This is a genomic window from Achromobacter sp. 01N37 (assembly GCF_056399725.1).
In genome coordinates this window covers 546,152-568,161 of the sequence record NZ_JBFTRX010000003.1, presented here as the reverse complement: position 1 = coordinate 568,161, position 22,010 = coordinate 546,152, and the positions used below count along the sequence as shown (strand labels likewise).

The following is a 22,010-nucleotide window of genomic DNA, read 5'->3' as shown; positions in this document are numbered from 1 at the left end:
GCGCGCCCCCGGGATTAACCATGAGGGCAAGGCGGCGGCGCCAGCGTGTGGCTCCTACTGATCCGCCCATCTGGACCTAGCGTTCTGCCCCTATCCGGGCAAACTGGCACCAGGCCGCACCGGCACAAAGCCGGTCGCGTCGGGGCGCGGCCCACTCTCTTTCGGAGATCACCATGAACGCGATTTACCGCCTCATCCGCCGCTGCACCCTGGCCGGCCTGACCGCCGCGCTGCTTGCCGCGCCCGCCTACGCCCAGACCAAACTGGTCGTCGGCTACCAGCTCATCGTTGGCCCCTTCCTGTCTTCCATCGCCGATGGCAGTTTCGACGCCGCCTTGAAAGAGGCTGGCTACCAGGTGGACTGGCGCCAGTTCACATCAGGCGGCGATATCTCAACGGCGCTGGCCTCCGGCAATGTGCCGGTCGGCGTGCTGGGCTCCACGGGCATGACGTCGGCCGCCACGCGCGGGGTCGACTTGCAGCTGTTCTGGATTCTGGACAACATCGGCAAGTCCGAAGCGCTGGTGGCGCGCAACGGCTCAGGCATCAACAGCACAGCCGACTTGAAGGGCAAGCGCGTGGCCACGCCGTTCGTGTCGACCTCGCACTTCCATCTGCTGGTCGGCATGGACCAGGTCTGGAAGATCAATCCGCGCGACGTGCGCATTCTGAACATGCAGCCCCCGCAGATCGTGGCCGCCTGGCAGCGCGGCGATATCGACGCCGCCTACGTGTGGCCGCCCGCGCTCACCGAAATTGAAAAGACCGGCAAGATCATTGCCGACTCCGAAGCCATTGGCCGCGCCAGCGTGCCCACGTTTGACGGCATCGTCGTTGACCGCGCCTGGGCCGCGAAAAACCCGAAGTTCATGGCCGCCTTCACAGGCGTGCTGGCCAAGTCGTATGCCGACTATCACGCCAACGGCGCCAAGTGGACGGCCGACTCGCCCCAGGTCAAGGGCATCGTCCGGCTGATTGGCGGCAAGCCCGAGGACATCGTCAGCGCGCTCAAGCTGCTGGTGTTCCCGACCGCGCAGGAACAGGCGTCCAACACCTGGCTGGGCGGCGGCAAAGAGTCGGGCGCGGTGCGCGCGCTGGACGCCAGCGCCAAGTTCCTGAAAGACCAGAAGCAGATCGACCGGGCGCTGAGCGACTACAGCCCGCACGTGACCGACCAGTACGCGAAGGCTGCGGCCAAGTAAGCGCCGTCTTGGCGCAGGGCGCCCGCCTGGCCGCGGGCGTCCTGTCATAAGGGGAAACCGCATGACTCACCCACCCATGTCCGCCGCGCAGGCCCTGCGTGCGGATCACGTCAGCGTCACGTATCCCGGCCTGCACGACAGCGGCCCGGTGGTTGCGCTGCAAGACGTCAACCTGACGATCGAACCCGGCGAGTTCGTCGTGGCGCTGGGCGCATCCGGCTGCGGCAAGACGACCTTGCTGAGCCTGTTGGCCGGCTTTCTGTCGCCCACCGACGGCGAGATCACGCTGGGCGGGCGGCCCATTACCGGCCCGGGCGCCGAACGCGGCGTGGTGTTTCAAAAGCACGCGCTGCTGCCCTGGCTGAACGTGCTGGAGAACACCGAGTTCGGCCTGAAGCTGCAAGGGGTCGACAAGGAAACGCGGCGCGCCCGCGCCCGGCGCAACCTGGAGCTGGTCGGCTTGCAGGATTTTCATCGGCACATGATCTACCAGTTGTCCGGCGGCATGCAGCAGCGCGTGGGCATTGCCCGCGCCCTGACCTGCGACCCCGCCATGCTGTTGATGGACGAGCCGATGGCGGCGCTGGACGCGTTGACCCGCGAGACCATCCAGGAGCTGCTGCTGGACATCTGGCGCCAGACCAACAAGATGTTCTTCTTCATCACCCATAGCGTGGAAGAGGCGCTGTTCCTGGGGTCGCGGCTGATCGTCATGTCGCCGCGCCCAGGGCGCATCACGCACACCTTCACGCCGGACTTCAACCGGCGCTACCTGGAGACCCGCGATGGCCGCCGTATCAAATCCAGCCCCGACTTCATCGCCATGCGCGAGCAAGTCCTTGGCATCATCTACGGCGACGAGCTTGCCGTCCAAGAGCCCGCACATGCCTAGGCCGCGCGGCGGGCACAAGCCCGCAGCGCCCGGCAAGGTGTATGGCGCCCCGGGCGCGGGCTACAGCGGCCACATCAGCCTGATCACCACCATTGCGCTGATCGCGCTGTGGTTTCTGGTGACCAGCGCCGGCTGGGTCAAGCCGCTGTTCCTGCCCTCGCCCTTTGCGGTGTACGACAAGTTCGTGTCCGCCATGACCGACGGCGTGGCCAATTCCACGCTGGCCGAACACGCCATGGCCAGCCTGACGCGGGTGTTCTCGGCGTTTCTGCTGGCCTGCGTCACGGCGGTGCCGGTAGGCATTCTGATGGGCGTGAACCGCTATGCGCGCGGCATCTTCGACCCGCCGATCGAGTTCTACCGCCCGCTGCCGCCGCTGGCTTACCTGCCGCTGATCATCATCTGGTTCGGCATCGGTGAATTTCCGAAAATCCTGCTGATCTACCTGGCCATCTTTGCGCCAATGGCAATTGCGGCGCGCGCGGGCGTGCGGTCGGTATCCATCGAACAGATCCATGCGGCCTACGCCATGGGTGGCACACCCATGCAGATCGTCTGGCACGTCATCCTGAAAGCCGCCATGCCGGAAATCTTCACGGGCTTGCGTATCGGTATCGGCGTGGGATGGACGACCCTGGTGGCGGCCGAAATGGTGGCCGCTGACCGGGGGCTGGGCTTCATGGTGCTGAACGCCGCGCAATTTCTGGCCAGCGACATCGTCATCATGGGCATCATCGTGATCGGCGTGTTTGCCTTCGCGTTCGATCTGCTGGTGCGCTACGTGGAAAAATTCGCCATCCCGTGGAAGGGACGCATCTGACGCGCAACGCTAAAGGTAAAGGGCAATCCCCCATTTCGCCACCCAGACCGCTCCTCTATCCTGAGTCTCCGACCCAGACTCACACCCCGACCCCGGCCGCGCTTGCCTCATGCGCGCCGGGCGTTGCGTCGTCTACTCAAGGAGCCGTCATGTCCAGCCAGGCCTCGATGCTCAAGCCTGTGTTGTGGGAACGCCTGTTTGAACGGGAAAGCGCGCCCAATCTCAGCCTGCAAGGCCGCGTGCGCCAGATGCTGGTGTCGGCCATTCTTAGCGGCCACTTGCCGCCCGGCACGCCGGTGCCGTCCAGCCGGCAATTGGCCGACCAGCTGCGCATTGCGCGCAACACCGTCGTGTTCGCCTACCAGCAGCTGGTCAGCGAAGGGTATCTGGTGTCACGCGAGCGCAGCGGCCATTTCGTGTGCGACTCCGTCATGCAGGGGCATTCGGGACCCGCGCCCGAAGCCGCCGCCGCGCTGCCCGATGCCGACACCCCGCAACGCGTGCGCTGGGAAGAACGCTTGCGCTTTCGCCCGTCGCGGCAACGCAATATCACCAAACCCCAAGACTGGCAGAAGCAGCCCTACCCCTTTGTGTACGGCCAGTTCGACCCTGACCTGTTCCCCACCGCCGAATGGCGCGAATGCTGCATCAAGGCGTTATCGGTGCTGGACATCCGCAGCTGGGCGCCTGACCTGATCACCCATGACGACCCCGCGCTGATCGAACAGATCCGCACGCAGGTGCTGCCGCGCCGGGGCGTGTGGGCCGACGCCGAAGAGATCGTCATAACCGTCGGCGCGCAGCATGCGCTGTACCTGCTGGCCGACCTGCTGGTCAATGAAGACACCGTCGTCGGCATGGAAGACCCCGGCTACCCCGACGCCCGCAACATCTTCGCCAGCCATACCCGCAACCTGCTGCCCATGCCCGTTGACGAACGCGGCCTGTGCACCGGCACGCATTTGCTGGGCTGCGACTATCTGTTCGTCACCCCCGGCCATCAATGCCCCACCACCGTGACGCTGTCGATGGAGCGCCGAGAAAGCCTGCTGGCGCTGGCGCGCCAGGCCGACAGCATGATCATCGAAGACGATTTCGAAAGCGAAAGCCGTTGGGGCGAAGGGGCGATCCCCGCGTTAAAAAGCCAGGACCGCGATGGCCGCGTCATCTACGTCGGCAGCCTGGCGAAGTCGTTCGCGCCGGGCCTGCGCATTGGCTACATCGTCGCGCCGCGTGAGCTGACGCGCGAATTGCGCGCGCTGCGCCGGCTGATGCTGCGCCATCCGTCCGCCTACATCCAGCGGGCGTTCTCGCTGTTCATCTCACTGGGCCATCACCATTCCTTGCTGCGCAAGCAGTCGCAGGCTTACCAGCGGCGCGGTGCGGAACTGACGCAGGCGCTGGCCCGCTACTTGCCGGATTTCAAACCCACGCCCATCACCGGGTCGTCGTCGTGCTGGCTGGAAGGCCCGCCGTGGCTGAACGCCGCTGACCTGTCCGAGGCCGCCCTGGCCGAAGGCGTGGTGGTGGAACCGGGCGACGTCTTCTTCATGAACGGCGCCGATGCGCCCCGCAATTTCCTGCGCGTGGGGTTCACGTCGATCCGGCCGGAACTGATCGGACCGGGCATCGAAAGGCTGGCGCAGGTGGTGCGCCGCTACCGCTTGCAGGCAGCGGCGTAGCGGCGCATCGCAAGGCATTACCGCTTGCAGGCAGCGGCGCATCGCAAGGCGCTACCGCTTGCAGGCAGCGGCGCATCGCCGGGCGCTACAGGTGTTCGTCGCGCAGGTGATACCAGCGGTACAACAACGCCTGCCCGATGCGCCGGAATGGCGCGAACGGATGCCCCGGCAGCGGCGAATCGTAGATGGGCAGGTTCCACGGAATGCCGTCCTTGCCCATCATTCTCTCAGCCAACCGCTTACCCGCTTGCGCCGAAAACGCGACGCCGTTACCGCCATAGCCAAAGGCGTAATACACCGGCTGAGCGGGATCGGGCTGCGTCACGCGCGGCATCATGTCGTGGCTGACATCGACCCAGCCCCACCACGAATACGCCACATCCACGTTGCGCAATGACGGAAACTTGCGGGCCAGCCCTTCGCGCAGCAACGCCAGATGCCGGGGGTGCTGCGCATCAGCGCCATGCAAGGCGCTGCGGCTGCCAATCTGCATGCGGCCATCTGGCAGCAGGCGGTAATAGAACCGCAGGGTGCGGGTGTCGGTGATGAATACCGTGCTCTTCAAGCCAGCGGCTTCGCGCTCGGCCGGGGTCAACACCCGCGTCACCAGCGAATTCGACAGCACCGGCATGATGCGGTTATCCAGCAGCGGGTTCACGCCCTGCGCCGTATAGCCGCCCGTGGCGAACGCCACGCGCCGCGCCCGCACCACCCCGCCCGGCGTTTCCAGCAGGATGGCACCTTGTTCTTTGCGCCATCGCAGCACCGGGCTGGACGGATGCACGCGCACGCCCAACGCGCGCGCCTGACGCAGATAGCCATAGGCCAGCTTCAGCGGATGCACGCCCACGCCATCGGGTTCGTGCATGGCGCCCACGGCCTCGTGGTCGTGCACATAGCGTTCGCGCAGCTCGGCCTGGCTGAGCATCTTTGCGTCGTAGCCGAACACCTCGCGCATCACACGCGCCTCGTTCGCCAGGAACGCGATCTTCTTCTGGCGATGCGCGGTGTACAAGTGGCCGCCGGGCTGTGCATCGCAATCCACCTGCGCGACCAGGCTCTTCCAGTATTCAAACCCTTCGCGGATCTCGGCATCCAGGCGCTTGGCGGTATCCAGGCCCCAACGGCTGATCCATTGCGACCGGTACAAGCGGCCCGACGCGTTCTGCCCCTGGCCGCCATTGCGGCTGGTGCAGCCCCACACGGCGCGGTTCGCCTCCAGCACCACCGCCCGCACGCCGAAGTCGCGCGCCAGCGTCAGCGCCGCCGATAAGCCGGTAAAGCCCGAGCCCACGATGGCGACGTCCACATCGATATCGCCCCGGATGGGGCCGTCGTCTTCGGGCGGTTCGCCGGCGGTTGCCACCCAGTACGTGGGCGCATAGTCCTGGCCTTGGCCGGGCGGCGAAACGAGCGGGTCGTAAGTTGGGTTGTAGGCAGCCACAGGCGCGGTGGGCGCTGCGGACGCTGCGTGCGCACCGGGTGGAAGGGACGTTTCGAAGGGCATTTGCGTATCCATGCTTCGATTCCGTGGGGCAACGCTCAGGCACGGGCCGGCAAGGCCGGGCGCTGCTTGCGGAACGCGTTCTTCACGCGGATCTTGCCGTCCTGGAACGTGAAGATATCGACCATATCGGCCTCTACCCGCGAGCCATCGACGGCGGTGCCGGTGAACGTGCATTCCGACACGCCACGGTCGCCCGCCACCCAATGCCGGCCGTTGTTCCATTGCGCATCAGGAAAGTTCTTCCAGGCCGCCGCAAAGGCGGCGCGCACCGCTTCCGTTCCGCTGTGGCGGCTGCCGCAAGCGTCCGGCCCGCCCACGGTTTCGAACACGCAGTCTTCGCTCATGAAGCGCATCAGGGCATCGATATCGTGGCGGTTCCAGGCGGCGGCAAAGTCGGCCAGCATGTCCACGGTGACGGTCTTGTGCATTGCGTACCCCTTTCTCAAAGTCCGGCGCAAAGCGCGCGCGGGCGTCTGGACTCAAGGTACGTGGGCCACCTGGCAGGGTCTAGAACCAGACGCGGGGAATCGCTTGCACCAGAATTGCTTGCTCCCCATTCCGGCAGCCGCTTTAGCGGACGGCAGCCGCCAAGGCGCGTGCGTGCAGCACGGCGATGGCGCAGCTGTTGACGCGCGCCTCCATCGAATCGGAACGGCTGGTCAACAACACGGGTACACGCGTGCCCAGCACCAGGCCCGCGGCGCCTGCGCCCGCCAGCCAGGTCAGCTCTTTGTAGAGCATGTTGCCGGCTTCGATATCGGGCACCAGCAGAATGTCGGCATCGCCCGCCACGTGCGACACGATGCCCTTCTGATCGGCCGCTTCACGGGATATCGCGTTGTCGAACGCCAAGGGGCCATCGATGTCACCGCCCCGAATTTGCTGGCGGTCGGCCATTTTGGATAGCGCGGCGGCATCCAGCGTGGCGGGCATTGACGGGTTGACCGATTCTGTCGCGCACAACACCGCCAGCTTTGGGCGCGCCACGCCCAGCGCGCGCGCAAGGTCGATGGCGTTCTGAGCGATGTCGGCCTTCTCTTGCAAGGTCGGAGCGATGTTGACGGCGGCATCCGTCAGGATGAATAGCTTGGGGTACGCCGCTACCGCCATGACGAACACATGGCTGATCCGGCGCTCTGTACGCAAGCCCGATTCGCGCGCCACCACGGCCGACATGAAATGATCGGTGTGCAAACTGCCTTTCATCAACATGCTGGCCGCGCCGTCGCGCGCCAGGGCGGCGGCGGTGCGCGCGGCAAGCTTCTCATCGTCTGGCGTGTCCACGATTTCCATACCGCCCGCGCGCACGCCCATTTCCGCCAGCAGGGCCTGAATCCGGCGCGCCGGGCCAACCAGCACGGGTTCGATATAACCGGCCTCGCGCGCCTGGACCGCCGCGCCCAGGCTCGCCGGGCACAAGGGATACGCCACCGCGGTGCGCAGGCGCCCGCCCAATAGCGCGGCCTCGCGCAGCGGTGCGAACAATCGGTCGATTGCCATGGGGGTCGTGCCTCCTGCCGCGAATGTCGGGGCAAAGTGTGACGCGAGCGGCGCGGCGTTTGCCGTGCCGCTCGCGCGCCGATCAGCGCTTGACGGGCTCGATCGACAGCGGCACCTCGCCCGCATGGAACGGCTGGTTCACGTACGACTTGTACTTGTCCAGGAAGCGCACCGGCTGCTTCAAGGCATCGCGCCGGAAGGGGTCGCCCAGTTCCTGGCTGACCATCATTTCCAACACGGTGGTCTTGCCTTCGGACTGCGCCTTGCACGCCGCCTGCAACGCCGCGCCCACCTGGTCCGCGTGCTCCACCCGAATGCCCTCTGCGCCCATGGCCCGCGCCAGCTCGGAAAAGTTCGGGTTCAGCAGGTTGCTGCCCACGAAGCGGCGGCCATAAAAGTCGACCTGGTTTTTCTTTTCAGCGCCCCATTGGCCGTTGTGAAAGACCACGGCTGTGACCGGGATCTTTTCGCGCACGCAGGTCAGCAATTCCTGGAAGCTCATGCACCACGCGCCGTCGCCCACATAGGCCACGGCGGGCCGGTCGGGCCGGCCGAGCTTGGCGCCGATGAGCGCGGGCAGCGCATAGCCGCAGTTGCCGAAGCTCATGGCGGCCAACATCGAGTTCGGCTCATCAAAGCGCAGGTAGCTGTTGGACACCGAGCAGATGTTGCCGATGTCTGTCGACACCATCACATGCTTGGGCATCGCGCGTTCCAGCTCGCGCAGCATGCGGCGCGGATGCATGCGCCCGCCGCCCTGCTCGATGATGTCCAGGCTCCAGTCGTCGCGCTCATGCGACCAGCTGTCCAGTTCGTTTTCCCATTCCGCTTTCTGCGAGGCAATCGCGTCACCGCGCGCTGACTTGGTGCGCACGCAGGCGACGTCACGGCCTTTCAGCTTTTCGGTCAGCGCGGCGGCGGCGGGCTTGGCGTCGCCGCAGATGCCCACCGATACCGGACGCACCAGGCCCAGCATGCGGTGGTCGGCATCCACCTGGATGATGCGCGCGCCTTGCGGCCAGTAGTCCAGCCCGTGCTGCGGCAAGGTGCCGAATGGCCCCAGCCGCGTGCCTAGCGCCAGCACCACATCGGCCTGCGACAACAGCTTCATGCCGGCTTTCGCGCCCTGATAACCCAGCGGGCCGCACCACAGCGGATGGCTGGCGGGAAACGCGTCGTTGTGCAGATAGCTGGTGACGACCGGCGCGCCCAGCAATTCAGCCAGCGCCACGCATTCCGCCTGACCCTCTGAGAACAACACGCCGCCGCCCGCCACGATGACCGGGAACTTCGCCTCGGCCAGCATTCGCGCCGCCGCTTCCAGGTCTTCTTCCGAGCCCGGCCCGCGACGCACGCGGCGCGGCTCGGGTATGGCCACGTCGATCTCGCCGTAGAAGTAGTCGCGCGGAATGTTCAGCTGCGTGGGGCCGCGTTCGGCCAGCGCGTTATCAAACGCCTTGGCTGTGAATTCCGCCATGCGGTCCGGCCGGTTCACGTGCGCCTGGTACTTGGTGATGCGGGAGAAAATCGGCAGCTGTTCGGTCTCTTGGAAGCCGCCCAGCCCCATGCCGGCCGTGCCGGTTTCGGGCGTAATCGCCACTACCGGGCTGTGCGCCCAATAGGCGGCGGCCACCCCCGTGACGAAGTTGGTGATGCCCGGCCCGTTCTGCGCAATGCAGACGCCGTGGCGGCCCGTGACGCGGGAGTAGCCGTCGGCCATGTGGGCCGCGCCCTGCTCGTGCACCGTGGGCACGAAGCGAATTCCCGCAGCGGGAAACAAGTCCAGCGCATCCATGAAGGCCGAACCAACGATGCCGAATACGTCTTTGACGCCTTGCGCCACCAGCGTTTCAACGAACGCTTCACTGGGGGTCATGTGTTGCTTGCTGCTCATGGTCTCTCTCCTGGCAGGCCGGCGCTTGCGTGCGTGCATCGTGGCCGGTGTGATCCGATACTGCCGGAGAAAGGCGGCGGGTCACAGCCCACCGCGTTCCATTTTCTGCAAAATCCGCACGGCGGCCCGGCGACCGCCGCGGAAATTGCAGATATTGGAAGTGCTTAGTCGATTGCCGCGCCCGCAGTCTTCACAACCTTGCCCAGCCGCGTGTATTCCTCGGCGCCAAATTCACCCAGCACCTGACGCGTGGTGGGGGACGGAATGGCCCCGCGCGATTCCAGCGCCTTCTTCACGTCCGGCCGTTGCAGCGCCTGGTTGACCGCGGCGTTCAGCTTGTCCAGCACGGCAACCGGCGTGCCCTTGGGCGCATACAAGCCATCCCAGGCGAAGAACTCGTAGCCCTTTACGCCCGCCTCGTTCATGGTGGGAATGTCGGGGTTGGACGCCACGCGCTCAGGCGTCGTCACCGCCAACGCCCGCAACTTGCCCGCCGCGATCTGGCCCGACACGTTGGGCATGACGTCGATCAGGAACGAGATCCGCCCGCCCAGCAAATCCGTCATGGCCGCGCCGCCGCCCTTGTACGGAATATGCATGACCTTGATACCCGCCATCTGGTTCAGCAGTTCACAGGCCAGATGGGACGATGTGCCGTTGCCGGCCGAGCCACAGGTCAGCTCACCCGGGTGTGACTTGGCGTAGTCCAGCAACTGCGCCAGCGATTTGAAACGGTCGTCGGTGCCATTCACAACCAGGGCGGCCGCGATGACGGTAAAGCGCGATATCGGTTCGAAGTCGGCCGGTGCGTAGCCCGGTGATTTGTACAGCCAGTGGTTGGTGGCCTGCGTGCCGTTGGTGCCATAAGACAGCGTGTAGCCGTCCGGGTTGGCGCGCGCGGCAATTGATGTGCCGATGTTGCCACCGGCACCCGGGCGGTTTTCCACGATGATCGACTGGCCGAGTTCCCGCGACAGCGGCTCGGCGACCAGGCGCGCCAGCGTATCGCCGCCACCGCCCGCCGCAAATGGCACGACCAGCGTGATGGCGTGGGTGGGCCAGTTGGCCTGTTGCGCCAGAGCGGCGGCGGAAGGTAAGGCTGCGCAGGCGGCGGCCGCCATGCAAATCAAGGTCTTGAGGGGTTTCACTTGTTGTCTCCTGAGGGGATGCCTGCCACGCGCCCGTGCTGTTTTAGGTGTATGCGGCGCGCTTATTCAAATGGGAAAGCGGGGTCGGGGGTCGCTCCTGAAAATCGCGTTGAATGCCGGATGAAAAGTTGCGTTAAACGAAGCGGCAGCTCACCGCGCCCAGCGAACCGTAGTCCACATGGAACGTGTCGCCTGCCTGCGCGAATACCGGCCGGGTGAACGAGCCGCTAAGAATGATCTGCCCGGCCTCCAGCACCACGCCGTGTTCGCCCAGCTTGTTGGCCAGCCACACGACGCCGTTGGCCGGATGGTTCAGCACACCCGCCGCCAGGCCGGTTTCCTCGATCACCGCATTGCGCGACAGCAAGGCGCCTACCCAGCGCAGGTCCACCTCCCCCACGCGCACGGGCCGCCCGCCCATCACCACGCCCGCGTTGGCGGCGTTGTCGGCGATGGTGTCGAACACCTTGCGCGGCCGTTTGGAATCCGGGTCGATCTGATGCGAGCGTGCGTCGATGATCTCGAGTGCCGGGATCACATAGCGCACCGCGTCAAGCACATCGAACAAGGTAACGCCCGGGCCCTGCAACGGGCGGTCCAGAATGAACGCCAGCTCTACTTCCAGGCGCGGCACGATGAAGCGGTCACGCGGAATCTCGGCGCCATCGGCAAACAGCATGTCGTCCAGCAGTGCGCCGTAGTCCGGCTCGTCAATCTGCGACGACAACTGCATCGCGCGCGAGGTCAGGCCGATCTTGTGGCCCACCAGCCGCCGGCCCGATGCGATCTTGTGCGCGACCCATTCGCGCTGGATGGCATAGGCGTCGGCGATGGTGATGTCCGGGTGGTCCAGCGACAGCTGACGCACCTGGCTGCGCCGCTGCTCGGCCTCGTCCAGACGCAGYGCCAGTGTTTTTATAGTTGTGGCATCCATGGGGTCTCCTTGGGGGCTTGGTGTGGGTGGTATTGGGGTGTTGTTGGGGTGTTATTGCGGCGGGTGATGCCGAGGCTTATTCCGGCGGCAGATGGCGCCGGCTGCGCTTGTCGGCCAAACGCCATCCGCCCGCTGTCTTCACCAGCACGTCCTGGCATTCGCGGATGGATACCAGCCGGGGCGCGCCGCCCTGCTCTTGCGGCACGCTGTCATAGGCGGTCAGGAAGTAGCCGACAGTCGCGCGCGTATCGTCCCCATCGACGAGCCGTAAATTGGTGATCACGTGACAGGTGCTGCGCTCGGCGGCACGGGCGTTCAGCGCCGCCAGCACGTCACGCGGGCCTGACAAGCGCTGGCCTTGCCGCATCCAGACGCCGTCGTCCGCTATCAAGGCGGCGGCCACGTCATGCTGGCGCGTGTCCAGCGCATGAAAGAACGTCAGCACAACCGCTTCGCAAGCGGCCTTGATGTGTAGGGATTGCATTGCATGGTCCATGCGGGTTTGTGCTCCGTTATCCGATTTGCGCGTTGGCCAGCGGCACGTCAGGCCGCTGCAACAACGCCGGGTCCAGGACCGCGCCTTGCGCGATCCATTTACGCAACTGGCGCAACTCCCGGGGTGCGTCAACCGCGACGGCCGCCACGATGCGGCTCCCGGCATCCAGCGCCACCGACAGCAAGGCGCGGCTCTCCGCCTGCGGGCGCAGCACTTCGCTTGCCGCCAGCGCGGGAAAGCCCACGATCTGCACCATGGCGTCGTACTGCTCGGACCAGACCGCGCCGCTGGGCGTATACGGCACGGACTCGCCCAGCGCCGACAGCGCGGCAGCGGTGCCTTGGTCCTGCGCGTTCTGCCAGGATTCGAGCCGCACCCGGCCGATCGCGCCGGTATGCACCGCCCCGGCATGGGCCGCCCCGGCTTGGGCCGCCCCGACAGAGACCGCCCCGCTATCGGCCGCCCCGGCAAGGGCCGCCCCGGCATGGGCCGCCCCGGTATGGACCGCCCCGCCATATACCGACACCGCCACATCGCCCGCCGCATACACGTCCACGGCAGACGTCCGGCAGTACGCATCGACCAGCACGCCACGTTCACATTCAATGCCTGCTGCGCGCGCCAACGCGTCATTGGCTTGCAGGCCCACGCCCAGCACCACGGCATCCGCCGCGATAGCGGACCCGTCGGCCAGCTCGGCCACTGCGCGCCCGTCCGGCTGCGGATGCACCGCACACAGGCTGGCGCCCAGCCGCACCTCGACGCCATGCGCGGCATGCAGCGCGGCCAGGTGCGCGGACACGCCCGGCTGCACGCTGCGCGCACACAAGCGCCCCGCCTGTTCCAGCACCGTGACGCGGCTGCCCGACTGGCGCGCCGTGGCGGCCACTTCCAGGCCAATCCATCCTCCGCCCACAATGACGACATGCTTGCCCGGACCCAGCTGCGCGCGCAGGCGCATCGCATCATCGCGCGTGCGCAGCACATGCACGGCGGCGCTGGACACGCCGGGCAACGCCGGAACAACGGGCCGCCCGCCGGTACATAGAATCAGCTTGTCGTAGCCCGCCGATGCGCCGTCCGACAACTCCACCTGCTTGTCGTCCACCCGCAAGCGCGTGGCGGCGATGCCCGGCCGGAACTCGATATCCAAGTCCGCCAGCCGCGCCGTGGAAAACAGTTCGGTGCTATCAGCCGCAGCCTGCCCGCTTAGCACCGCTTTGCTCAACGGCGGCCGCTCATAGGGCGCATGGGGTTCTTCGCCCAGCAGCAGCACGCGGCCGTCGTAGCCGCGGCTGCGCAAGGTGGTGGCGGCCCAGCCACCCGCCTGCCCTGCGCCCACGATGACGATCGCGCGCGCGCTCACGCGGCCTCCGCCTTCAGATACACCGTGTCGGCTTCGACCCGGACCTCGTAGCGGCGCAGGTCGGTTGTGACCGGCGGGCATTGCGGCTTGCCGGTACGAATGTCGAAGACGCCCTGGTGCAACGGGCATTCGATGGTGCCGTCTTCCAGATAGCCGTCGGCAAGGCTGGCGTTGCCGTGGGGGCAGCGGTCTTGGGTGGCGCAGATTTCGCCCTGCAAGTCGTACAGGCAGACGCCTTCACCTTCATGCACGACTCGCAGCGTGCCGGTATCCGGCGAGATGTCCGTCACCAAGGCAACGGGTTTCCAGATGTCCATGATCAGAGCCCCATCGCCTTGCGGTAGTAGTCGTAGAACGACCGGATCAGCACTTCGGTCACCATGTAGTCGGCAGGTTCCGTGTCGCGGCCGCCCATCTCGACGATGCCGCGCGCCTCGGGGTAACCCGTCACGCCGATCTGCACCTGGTTCAGCATTTCGCTGTCGTCCATCGACACAAAGCCGGCCGGCCCCAACAGGTTGGCGTGCTTGAGCCGCAGGCGGGTCATTTCCTCGTCGTCGTCCTCGTAGCCGTAATAGGTGAACACCAGTTCGTGCTCGGTCGGGCTGCGCGGGATGACGTGGCGGGTCTTCAGCGAATTGGCCTGGATGCCGAATTGGGCGGCGGGAAACACCCACGCGCCCCCCACCCGGCCCCGGTTGAACTCGGCGCGCGGCGTCACGGTTTCCAGGTCCAGCAGTTCCAGGTCGTCGCGAAAGCGGCTCATTTCCGTGGTGGCTTCGGTCTTCTTCTTGCCTTCGTTGTGCGACACCATGACGCTATGCGCGCCGCCGCCAGTGGGAATGCATTCCGACTTCGAATCCGCGCGCCACAACCCGAACGTGATGTAGAACGTGTGCAGCAAGGTGGCGTGGTACGGGTCCTTCAGATTCTCCAGGTACATCTTCCAGTTGCTGGGAATCAGCTGGCGGCTATAGCCCAACAGCTTGAGCGGCTTGCCCGGCAACATGTGATCGATCTCGGCCAGCACTTCCGCGCCGCAATAGTCTTCAAAGCTGGGCGCCTCTTCCGAGAACGTGGCCCAGATCGAGCCGCCCCGGTTCACGCTGCGCAGCTTGCGAATGCCGTTCTGCTTGGGGTCGAAGTCCTTCGGCATGCCGCCTTTGCCCATCGCGCCGCGACGGAACGGCACGCCTTGCAGGTTGCCGTGCAGGTCGTAATTCCATTGGTGATACGGGCAGGTGAAGTCCGTCACGCGCCCCGTGTTTTGCCAGCAGATCTGCGCGCCGCGATGCGCGCAGCGGTTCTCCAGCACATTGACCTCGCCGGTTTCGGTGCGCACCATCACCACCGGGCGGTTGCCGATCCAGTTGCGCTTGTAGCAACCGGTCTCGGGCACTTCGCATTCCAGGCCCACGTAGTTCCAGGTCTGGCCGGCAAAGAACACATCCATTTCCTTTTGGAAGATGGCCGGGTCCGTGTAGACCCAGTTGGGGATGCGCGTGTAGCCCTCTTTGGGCCAGCGGCGTTCAAGATGAATGGGGGCCGCGGCAGGCGTGTCCAGCACGGCGGAATCGGAACAGGTCATGACGGGTTTCCTTGCAGCGGATTCAGATGGGAACGATCAGCGAGGTGCGCACGCGGTAGTTGTCGTAGACGCAGTCGCGGCGGCTCAGCAACAGGCCGTCGGGCGTCACGCGCAGCACATCCAGATAGCGGCCCACCATATTCAAGGTGGGCTCGCGGTCAGACAGCGACTCCATCACGGCGAAGTTGGCCTGCGACACGATGTGGTCGCCCTGCAATTCCATGACGCGCACGCCGCTGATGAAGTGGCGCAGCGAACGCGGCTCGAACATCGTGGTCTCGCGCAGCGCCGTGACGCGGTCGCGCACCATGTTCTTGTTCATGCAATAGATCAGGCCCAGCGGCAGGCCGGCGTCGTGGTTTTCGCGCGAGAGCACGCGGTAGTGACAGTCTTCGGTGAAGAAATCGGGCCACTCCTCCAGCCTGCCTTCGTCCAGGCAGTAGGCGTAGTCGTCGTAGAAATCCCGCAGTTGCGCGCGCAATGCCGGGGCGTCGGACAGTTCAATCAAGGTCATGGGGAATCCAGATATCAATGCGTGTGAACGGGGCCGGAAGGCGCTCAGGACGCCGCGGCCAACTGCGCGCGGTTGCTTTCAAAGCCGCTCTGGCTGCCCAGCGCCAAAATGGGTTCCTGCATGCGCTCCTGCCAGATCAGCGATTCCATGGCGATTTGCAGCGGGTGGTCTTGCACCGTCAGCGCAGACGTGGTTTCCGTGCCCGAGTGATGCGAGTGCATGGCCCAGCCGGGCGCAGACAAAATCAAGTCGCCCGCCTTCCAGTCCAGCCGGGTGCCGTTGACCTTGCTGTAACCGTTGCCGCGCAGGTAGTAATTGATGGCCGACGAACTATGGCGGTGCGGCACGTGGTGGTTGTCAGGCGGCGACGACGAAATCGTGGCGAAGAAGCTGTGCGTGGTGCCGATGCGGCGTTCGGTCGCCGGGTTGTACAGCACGAAGAGACGGCGGCCGTTGTAGCCGCGCGCCATGTCTTCCACGGTGGGCAGGTAGCGCGACACGGCCTCCCAAGGCCAATGCAGCGCTTTCGATTCCAGCACGTCGATATCTATCAGCCACTCGTAGCCCATCAGCCAGGCGCCCTCGGGCGTGATCTGTTCGCGCAGCGCCAGGTCGCGCGAACGGGCGGCGTCGGGTGCGCGGGCCGGCACGGGCTGGGTGTTCGCGTCTGCGGGGGGCACGGCGCCGTCGAACTCTTCAACGTAATGGATCTCCAGCTTTTCCAGCAGCGGCGCGTTGGAGTACGACAAACGCACCCACGGCGTCTTGCCGTCATTGCGGTACGAATGCACCTGCATCGCGGGCGTGTTCCAGACGTCCCAATGCCCCACCCGGATATCGCGGCCCGCCACCGTAGCCACCCCTTCCCCGCTGATACAGATTTCCAGCATGTTGGAGTTCTTGCGCAGGTTGAACGTACGCTCGCCCGGGTTCACCACATTGATGGTGACGTCCGTGCCGGGCGCCAGACCCAAGCCCGGCGCGGTCGCCTCGGGGTGGGTGATGAGCGACGCGCGGCGGCCGTTGTCCGGCCGGGGCGCGTCGATCAGCCGCGCAATTTCCAGATCAATATCCTCTTTCGGGATCACGATGGACGGCCACTTGTTTTGTTCGCGGGGTGCGGCCCCGCTGATGTCGACGAACATGCTTGTCTCCTCTTGCCGCCAGCGCTGCCGGCCGGCTGTGTCTTGTTGATTGAATGCGGTTCAGGGCTGCGCCAGCAGCAGGTTTTCGCGGGTTTGGGGGGGAAGTTCGATACCCAAGCCGTGCTCGCGAGCGTGCTCAAACACCACGCGCGCCATCGCCAGATCCGACAAACCCATGCCCATGCCCTTGAAGATCGTCAGCCGTGCCTGAGGGGGTCGCGCGTCACCTTGCGCCAGCAGTTGGCCGAGCACGGCCACATCCGGCCACGGCGCGCCGTCGGCGCCATAGCGTTCGCGCAGTTCCCGCGACCCTTTACGCGCGTTCTCCAGGTCGTCCACCACCACGCGGTCGGCCAGCGTGAACACGTCTTGCGCAAACTCGGCCTTGGACGGCAAGATCGCACCCACGGCGTTCAGGTGCCGGCAGCCCGCCAACAGGGCCGCATCCACGAAAGGATCAACCGCGCGCGTGATCAGCGTGACGATCTCGGCGCCCGCCAACGCGTGTTCCAGGCTGGGGGACTCCTGGACGTCGAACGCATATTTGCCCGCCACGCTCGCCACGAACGCGCGGCGCTTTTCCGGCGTGGGGCTGTACACCCGCACCTGACGCAAATCACGCACCGCGGCCAAGGCCGCCAATTGCGTGACCGCTTGCGGGCCGGTGCCGACCAGCGCAGCGCGCGTTGCGTCTTGCGGAGCCAGCGCTCGCGTGGCGACGCCGCTGATGGCCGCCGTGCGCAACATGCCCAGCGCACGCGCTTCGATAATGGCGCGCAAGGCGCCCGTGGCCGCATCGAACAAACTGAACAACGAGCCGCCGCCCGCCTTCGTGTGCACCCAGGTTTTGAACCCGGCGTACCCGCCCTCGCCCGTCTGCACGGAACCTAATGCATGCATGGAGCTGCCGTCGCCCCATGTGGCCAGCGTCTTGGGCAGGTTGCGCGCCTGGTCGCGGGCTTGCGCCACCAGCATGTCTTGCAGCGCATCAATGGCGCGATGGATGTTCAGCACCGAGACCACGTCCCGTTCCGTCAGATACCGCAGCGCGTCAGCCATGCGCAGCTCCTTGTTGGGCGGGTTCGTCCGCCACCGTGTTGATCAGCGTTCCGATGCCGGGAATCTCGACTTCCAGCGTGTCGCCGGCAGCCATGAAGCGCGGCGGCTTGCGGCTGGAGCCCACGCCTTCCGGCGTGCCGGTTGCGATGACGTCGCCCGGAGACAGCGGCGTGAACGTGCTGATGTAGGCAATCAGTTCAGGGATGGGGAAGATCAGGTCGGACACGTCGCCGTCTTGCATCACTTCGCCGTTCAAGCGGCTGTTGACGCGTAGCCGCGCGGGGTCGCCAATGTCGTCCGCCGTGACCAGCCAAGGGCCAATCGCGCCACTGCGCTCGAAGTTCTTGCCCGGCGTGACCTGCGCGTTGTGCTTTTGAAAGTCACGCACCGAGTTTTCGGCCATACAGGTGTAGCCAGCCACGTGCGACAGCGCATCGCTTGCGGGAATGTGGCGTCCGCCCCGGCCGATGACGACGGCCAGTTCGCCTTCGTAATCAAACCTGTCGGAGGCGCGCGGCTTCCAGACGGGTTCGCGGTGCCCGACCAGGCTGTCCGCAAAGCGGGCGAACAAAGACGGGTGCGCCGCCAGTTCACGTCCTGCTTCGGCCACATGCCGTCCGTAATTCAGGCCCACGCAAAGAATCTTGCGCGGCGCGGGAACGGGCGGCAGCCATTGCAGGCCGGCCAAGGGCGTACAGGGCACGCCCGGCGCGTCGGCCGCTTGCGCAATCTGGTCCACGCCCGCGGTCAATGCCGTCATCACGTCGGGCCAGACCTGGGTCAGCACCACGACGTCGGTATCACGCACCACGCCCCAACCGGGGCGGCCTGCCTCTACGAAGCTGATGAGCTTCATGTTGTCTCCTGTGCTTTCGGCTCAATGGCATGCAATGGTTTGCGTCTTTGCATGCATTACTAGGCTTAAAACGCCTAGTACCGCTGTTTTTCCGAATTATTGCATGCAATTTTGATAAATCGCAAGACAGGAAGATCTATTTTTTGGCTTATTGCATGCAATTTTCTAGGTACACTGGGAGCCCTTTCAGACAATCTTCAGCCCACGCCACGCTATGGCCGCTCAGATCGACAAAGTTATTTCCGAACTTCGGGACATGGTGCTTTCCGGTGCGTTGCAGCCCGGGGAACGCGTCGTGGAATTGCAGTTTTCCGCACGCTTGGGCGTGTCGCGCACGCCGCTGCGCATTGCGCTGACCGAGCTGGAAAAGGAAGGCCTGCTTGAACGCCTGCCTTCGCGGGGGTTCCGGGTTCGCGCCTTCACGGTGGAAGAGATTGGCGACGCCGTGGATGTGCGCGGCGTGYTCGAAGGCATGGCCGCCCGCCTGCTAGCGGAACGCGGCGCACCCCAAGACGTGCTGGACGCGCTGTCGGAAGCGGTAGAGGAAGGACGCGCCTTGCTGGCGCCCGCCCGCCGCGACCCCAACACCACGGTGGACGCGCGCGCCTGGGGCCAGATCAACCGCCGGTTCCACGAGATTCTGTGCGAAGCCGCCGGCAATCGCGCCCTGCTGTCCGCACTGGAGCACAACAACAAGACCCCGCTTGCCGGCCCCGCCGCGCTGACGCTGCCGTCTACCCCGTCGCTGCTGGAAACGCCGTTTGTGCTGCGCGCGCAAGCCGATCATGAAGACCTGCTGCGCGCCATCACCCGCCGCGAAGCCGTGCGCGCCGAAAACCTGATGCGCGAACACGCGTATCGCAGCCGGGAAAACAAGCGGGTGCTGCTGGAGTCTTTGCGTGGCGCACTATGCGCGCGGCCGCTGCTGGGCGATGATGGCGCGTGAGTTGTCTGCTCCCCCATCCGATCACTTTCAAACCCTGAAAGATGAAAGACGAATCCTCTGCCGCCTTGCGGGCGTTGACCTTGCTGGAACAGGTCGCCCGATCTGAAAGCCCCGTGTCGTTGGCCGCCTTGACCGACGCCACCGGCTTGCCCAAACCGTCGGTGCTGCGCATCCTGACGCGTCTGGTCGACGCCGGCATGCTGCTGCGCGAGCCTGCCGGCAAAAGCTACGTCAGCGGCCCGCGGCTCAGCGCATTGGCGCGCGAGACGCTGCTGAATTCCCCGCTGCGCGGCGAACGCCATCGCATCCTGGACAGCCTGGTCGATGAGATCGGCGAAACCTGCAACTGCACCATGCTGGATGGTGACGAGGTCATCTATCTGGATCGTGTGGAAACCGCGTGGCCGCTGCGTGTGAACCTACAGACCGGGTCACGCGTGCCGCTGCATTGTTCGGCCAGCGGCAAGCTGTTTCTGGCGCACATGCGGCGCGAAGCGCGCGCCCGTCTGCTGGCGGCCGCCCCCTTGCCCCGCTATACGCCCAACACCTTGTGCGACGTGGCATCGCTGGAACACGAACTGCGCACGATCAAGAAAGAAGGCGCGAGCTTTGACCGCGAAGAATTTCTGTTGGGCATCGTGTGCATGGCGGTGCCGATTCTGCACGGCACGCGGGTGATTGCTGCCGTAGCCTTGCATGCGCCGGTTGCGCGCTTGTCGATTGATGGCGCGCGGGCCTGGTTGCCGCGCATGCAAGAGGCTGCCCAAGCGCTAGCCGGCACGTACGAGCCGCAAGCGGATACGGACTGACGCAGCCGGAATGGCGCCGCGCTGGCTGAGGGCGCCCTGCTGAAGGCGTACTTGTGGAAGACGTCCTTATTGACGCCTCCCTATTGGCGCCCCCCTTATTACGCCCCCTATCGACGCCCCCCTATTGCGTCCCTGATTATTTTCCCCATACGCGGGTATTGCATGCCGATGCGCCCACGTGCGACGGCGAAAGCAACTCAGGGATTACACTGTCGGTCGATTCAGTTTTTCGCGGTTTTTGCGATCCGCCCTATTGTGACCAACACGCCCTTCTCCACCCTGCCCCTCTTGCCCGCCCTGCTCGACAACCTGCAAAGCCTGGGGTTCGAGCAAATGACGCCCATCCAGGCGCAAAGCCTGCCGCTTATCCTGGAAGGCCGCGACATCATTGCGCAAGCCAAGACCGGCAGCGGCAAGACCGCGGCGTTCGGCCTGGGCGTGCTGCAAAAGCTGGACACCACCCAACTGACGCCGCAGGCGCTGCTGGTGTGCCCCACGCGCGAACTGGCTGACCAGGTCGCGCAAGAACTGCGCCGTCTGGCGCGCCTGATCCCGAACGTCAAGATCCTGACCTTGTGCGGCGGCGCGGCCGCCCGCCCGCAGGCGGAATCCCTGGCGCGCGGTGCGCATCTGGTGGTGGGTACGCCCGGCCGCATTCAAGACCACCTGGAACGCGGCAGCCTGGACCTGGCTGGCCTGACGACGCTGGTGCTGGACGAAGCCGACCGCATGGTCGACATGGGTTTCTACGACGACATCGTAGCCATTGCTTCGCACTGCCCCACCAAGCGCCAGACGCTGCTGTTCTCGGCCACCTACCCCGACAACATCCGCAAGCTCAGCGCGCGCTTTTTGCGCAACCCCGCCGAGGTCAAGGTGGAAGCGCAGCACGACGCCAGCCGCATCGAACAGATCTTCTACGAGATCGACGGCAAAGACCGTCTGGACTCGGTAGCCCGTCTGCTGGCGCATTTCCGCCCCGTGTCCACGCTGGCGTTCTGCAATACCAAGATTCGCAGCCACGACTTGGTTGAACGCCTGCAAGCCGACGGCATCAGCGCGCAAGCACTGAACGGCGATCTTGAGCAACGCGAACGCGATGAAATCCTGATCCAGTTCGCCAACCAAAGCTGCGCCGTGCTGGTCGCCACCGACGTGGCGGCGCGTGGCCTGGACATCCAGAACCTGGGCGCGGTCATCAACGTGGATGTCACGAAAGACACCGAAGTCCACGTGCACCGCATCGGCCGCAGCGGCCGCGGTGATCAAAAGGGCCTGGCGCTAAGCCTGTGCTCGCCCGATGAAATGCGTTGGGCCAACCTGGTTGAGCAATACCAGGGCTCGCCCTTGAAGTGGGGCGACATCAAGTCGCTCAAGCCCAAAGCAGACCGCCCCTTGCGCGCGCCGATGGTGACGCTGTGCATTCAGGGCGGCAAGAAAGACAAGCTGCGTCCGGGCGACCTGCTGGGCGCGCTGACGGGTGATGGCGGCCTGACGTTCGAACAAGTCGGCAAGATCAACATCACGGAATTCAATTCCTATGTGGCGCTGGACCGCCAGATCGCCAAGCAGGTGTTTTCGCGGGTGTCCAACAGCAACATCAAGGGCCGCCGCTTCCGCATGCGGTTCCTGGAAGAGTTTTGATTGCTGCT

21 protein-coding genes are annotated in these 22,010 nt (G+C 65.4%); 7 read left to right on the top strand and 14 right to left on the bottom strand.

All coding sequences use genetic code 11. From position 1 onward, the window contains the following. The first annotated feature begins 173 nt into the window (after positions 1 to 173). The 4 genes from tauA to pdxR all read left to right on the top strand — a co-directional run bounded on the left by tauA (position 174) and on the right by pdxR (position 4,596). Positions 174 to 1,202 (top strand): taurine ABC transporter substrate-binding protein, encoded by a 1,029-nt coding sequence (gene tauA / locus AC1DSJ_RS08775; protein ID WP_441371293.1) that lies wholly within the window; start codon positions 174 to 176, stop codon positions 1,200 to 1,202. Positions 1,203 to 1,263: 61 nt separating this feature from the next. Further along, on the top strand, positions 1,264 to 2,094 hold the full coding sequence (locus AC1DSJ_RS08770) for a taurine ABC transporter ATP-binding protein (protein ID WP_054425705.1): 831 nt from the start codon (positions 1,264 to 1,266) through the stop codon (positions 2,092 to 2,094). Continuing rightward, a complete protein-coding gene (locus tag AC1DSJ_RS08765) occupies positions 2,087 to 2,914 on the top strand; it encodes an ABC transporter permease subunit (RefSeq protein WP_175168479.1) in 828 nt (275 codons plus the stop codon). Before AC1DSJ_RS08770 ends, AC1DSJ_RS08765 begins: the two co-directional genes overlap by 8 nt. A gap of 149 nt (positions 2,915 to 3,063) precedes the next feature. Beyond that, positions 3,064 to 4,596, top strand: coding sequence for a MocR-like pyridoxine biosynthesis transcription factor PdxR (gene pdxR, locus AC1DSJ_RS08760; protein WP_441371292.1), 1,533 nt, complete (start codon positions 3,064 to 3,066; stop codon positions 4,594 to 4,596). A gap of 85 nt (positions 4,597 to 4,681) precedes the next feature. Here the strand turns inward: pdxR and AC1DSJ_RS08755 are convergent, their stop codons facing one another. From AC1DSJ_RS08755 to AC1DSJ_RS08690, 14 genes are all read right to left on the bottom strand, one after another. Further along, on the bottom strand, positions 4,682 to 6,115 hold the full coding sequence (locus AC1DSJ_RS08755; RefSeq protein WP_441371291.1) for an NAD(P)/FAD-dependent oxidoreductase: 1,434 nt from the start codon (positions 6,113 to 6,115) through the stop codon (positions 4,682 to 4,684). A 23-nt stretch (positions 6,116 to 6,138) separates the two neighbouring features. After that, a complete protein-coding gene (locus AC1DSJ_RS08750) occupies positions 6,139 to 6,531 on the bottom strand; it encodes a nuclear transport factor 2 family protein (protein WP_441371290.1) in 393 nt (130 codons plus the stop codon). A gap of 142 nt (positions 6,532 to 6,673) precedes the next feature. Continuing rightward, positions 6,674 to 7,603 (bottom strand): bifunctional enoyl-CoA hydratase/phosphate acetyltransferase, encoded by a 930-nt coding sequence (locus AC1DSJ_RS08745; protein WP_441371289.1) that lies wholly within the window; start codon positions 7,601 to 7,603, stop codon positions 6,674 to 6,676. 82 nt (positions 7,604 to 7,685) lie between these two features. Beyond that, entirely contained in the window at positions 7,686 to 9,497 is a 1,812-nt protein-coding gene (xsc, locus tag AC1DSJ_RS08740) for a sulfoacetaldehyde acetyltransferase (protein ID WP_156336815.1), read from the bottom strand. A gap of 164 nt (positions 9,498 to 9,661) precedes the next feature. Continuing rightward, positions 9,662 to 10,645, bottom strand: coding sequence for a Bug family tripartite tricarboxylate transporter substrate binding protein (locus AC1DSJ_RS08735; RefSeq protein ID WP_245636400.1), 984 nt, complete (start codon positions 10,643 to 10,645; stop codon positions 9,662 to 9,664). A gap of 133 nt (positions 10,646 to 10,778) precedes the next feature. Beyond that, positions 10,779 to 11,579 carry a 2-oxo-hept-4-ene-1,7-dioate hydratase gene (hpaH, locus tag AC1DSJ_RS08730; RefSeq protein ID WP_441371288.1) on the bottom strand — a complete coding sequence of 267 codons (801 nt, stop codon included), beginning with the start codon at positions 11,577 to 11,579 and terminating at the stop codon, positions 10,779 to 10,781. A 76-nt stretch (positions 11,580 to 11,655) separates the two neighbouring features. Then, complete coding sequence (locus AC1DSJ_RS08725) at positions 11,656 to 12,063, bottom strand: nuclear transport factor 2 family protein (RefSeq protein WP_441371287.1); 408 nt, start codon at positions 12,061 to 12,063, stop codon at positions 11,656 to 11,658. A gap of 28 nt (positions 12,064 to 12,091) precedes the next feature. Next, a complete protein-coding gene (locus AC1DSJ_RS08720) occupies positions 12,092 to 13,441 on the bottom strand; it encodes an NAD(P)/FAD-dependent oxidoreductase (RefSeq protein ID WP_441371286.1) in 1,350 nt (449 codons plus the stop codon). Then, complete coding sequence (locus AC1DSJ_RS08715) at positions 13,438 to 13,758, bottom strand: non-heme iron oxygenase ferredoxin subunit (RefSeq protein WP_054425727.1); 321 nt, start codon at positions 13,756 to 13,758, stop codon at positions 13,438 to 13,440. Before AC1DSJ_RS08715 ends, AC1DSJ_RS08720 begins: the two co-directional genes overlap by 4 nt. Positions 13,759 to 13,760: 2 nt before the next feature. Next, positions 13,761 to 15,029 carry an aromatic ring-hydroxylating dioxygenase subunit alpha gene (locus tag AC1DSJ_RS08710; protein ID WP_054425729.1) on the bottom strand — a complete coding sequence of 423 codons (1,269 nt, stop codon included), beginning with the start codon at positions 15,027 to 15,029 and terminating at the stop codon, positions 13,761 to 13,763. A gap of 22 nt (positions 15,030 to 15,051) precedes the next feature. Next, entirely contained in the window at positions 15,052 to 15,543 is a 492-nt protein-coding gene (locus AC1DSJ_RS08705; RefSeq protein WP_054425731.1) for an aromatic-ring-hydroxylating dioxygenase subunit beta, read from the bottom strand. A 44-nt stretch (positions 15,544 to 15,587) separates the two neighbouring features. Further along, a complete protein-coding gene (locus tag AC1DSJ_RS08700; protein WP_346552017.1) occupies positions 15,588 to 16,688 on the bottom strand; it encodes a cupin domain-containing protein in 1,101 nt (366 codons plus the stop codon). Positions 16,689 to 16,748: 60 nt separating this feature from the next. Further along, on the bottom strand, positions 16,749 to 17,747 hold the full coding sequence (locus AC1DSJ_RS08695) for an ornithine cyclodeaminase family protein (RefSeq protein WP_346552018.1): 999 nt from the start codon (positions 17,745 to 17,747) through the stop codon (positions 16,749 to 16,751). Beyond that, positions 17,740 to 18,603: a fumarylacetoacetate hydrolase family protein gene (locus AC1DSJ_RS08690; RefSeq protein ID WP_441371285.1), complete on the bottom strand. Its 864-nt coding sequence runs from the start codon at positions 18,601 to 18,603 to the stop codon at positions 17,740 to 17,742. Before AC1DSJ_RS08690 ends, AC1DSJ_RS08695 begins: the two co-directional genes overlap by 8 nt. A 214-nt stretch (positions 18,604 to 18,817) precedes the next feature. Between AC1DSJ_RS08690 and AC1DSJ_RS08685 the strand changes: the two genes are divergently transcribed. The 3 genes from AC1DSJ_RS08685 to dbpA all read left to right on the top strand — a co-directional run bounded on the left by AC1DSJ_RS08685 (position 18,818) and on the right by dbpA (position 22,002). Further along, the gene (locus tag AC1DSJ_RS08685) at positions 18,818 to 19,549 is read left to right on the top strand and encodes a GntR family transcriptional regulator (RefSeq protein WP_476760299.1); all 732 of its coding nucleotides are present in this window, start codon (positions 18,818 to 18,820) and stop codon (positions 19,547 to 19,549) included. Between the two features lie 41 nt (positions 19,550 to 19,590). Beyond that, complete coding sequence (locus tag AC1DSJ_RS08680; protein WP_441371284.1) at positions 19,591 to 20,358, top strand: IclR family transcriptional regulator; 768 nt, start codon at positions 19,591 to 19,593, stop codon at positions 20,356 to 20,358. Positions 20,359 to 20,613: 255 nt separating this feature from the next. Continuing rightward, the gene (gene dbpA, locus AC1DSJ_RS08675) at positions 20,614 to 22,002 is read left to right on the top strand and encodes an ATP-dependent RNA helicase DbpA (protein WP_054425744.1); all 1,389 of its coding nucleotides are present in this window, start codon (positions 20,614 to 20,616) and stop codon (positions 22,000 to 22,002) included. Positions 22,003 to 22,010 lie beyond the last annotated feature (8 nt).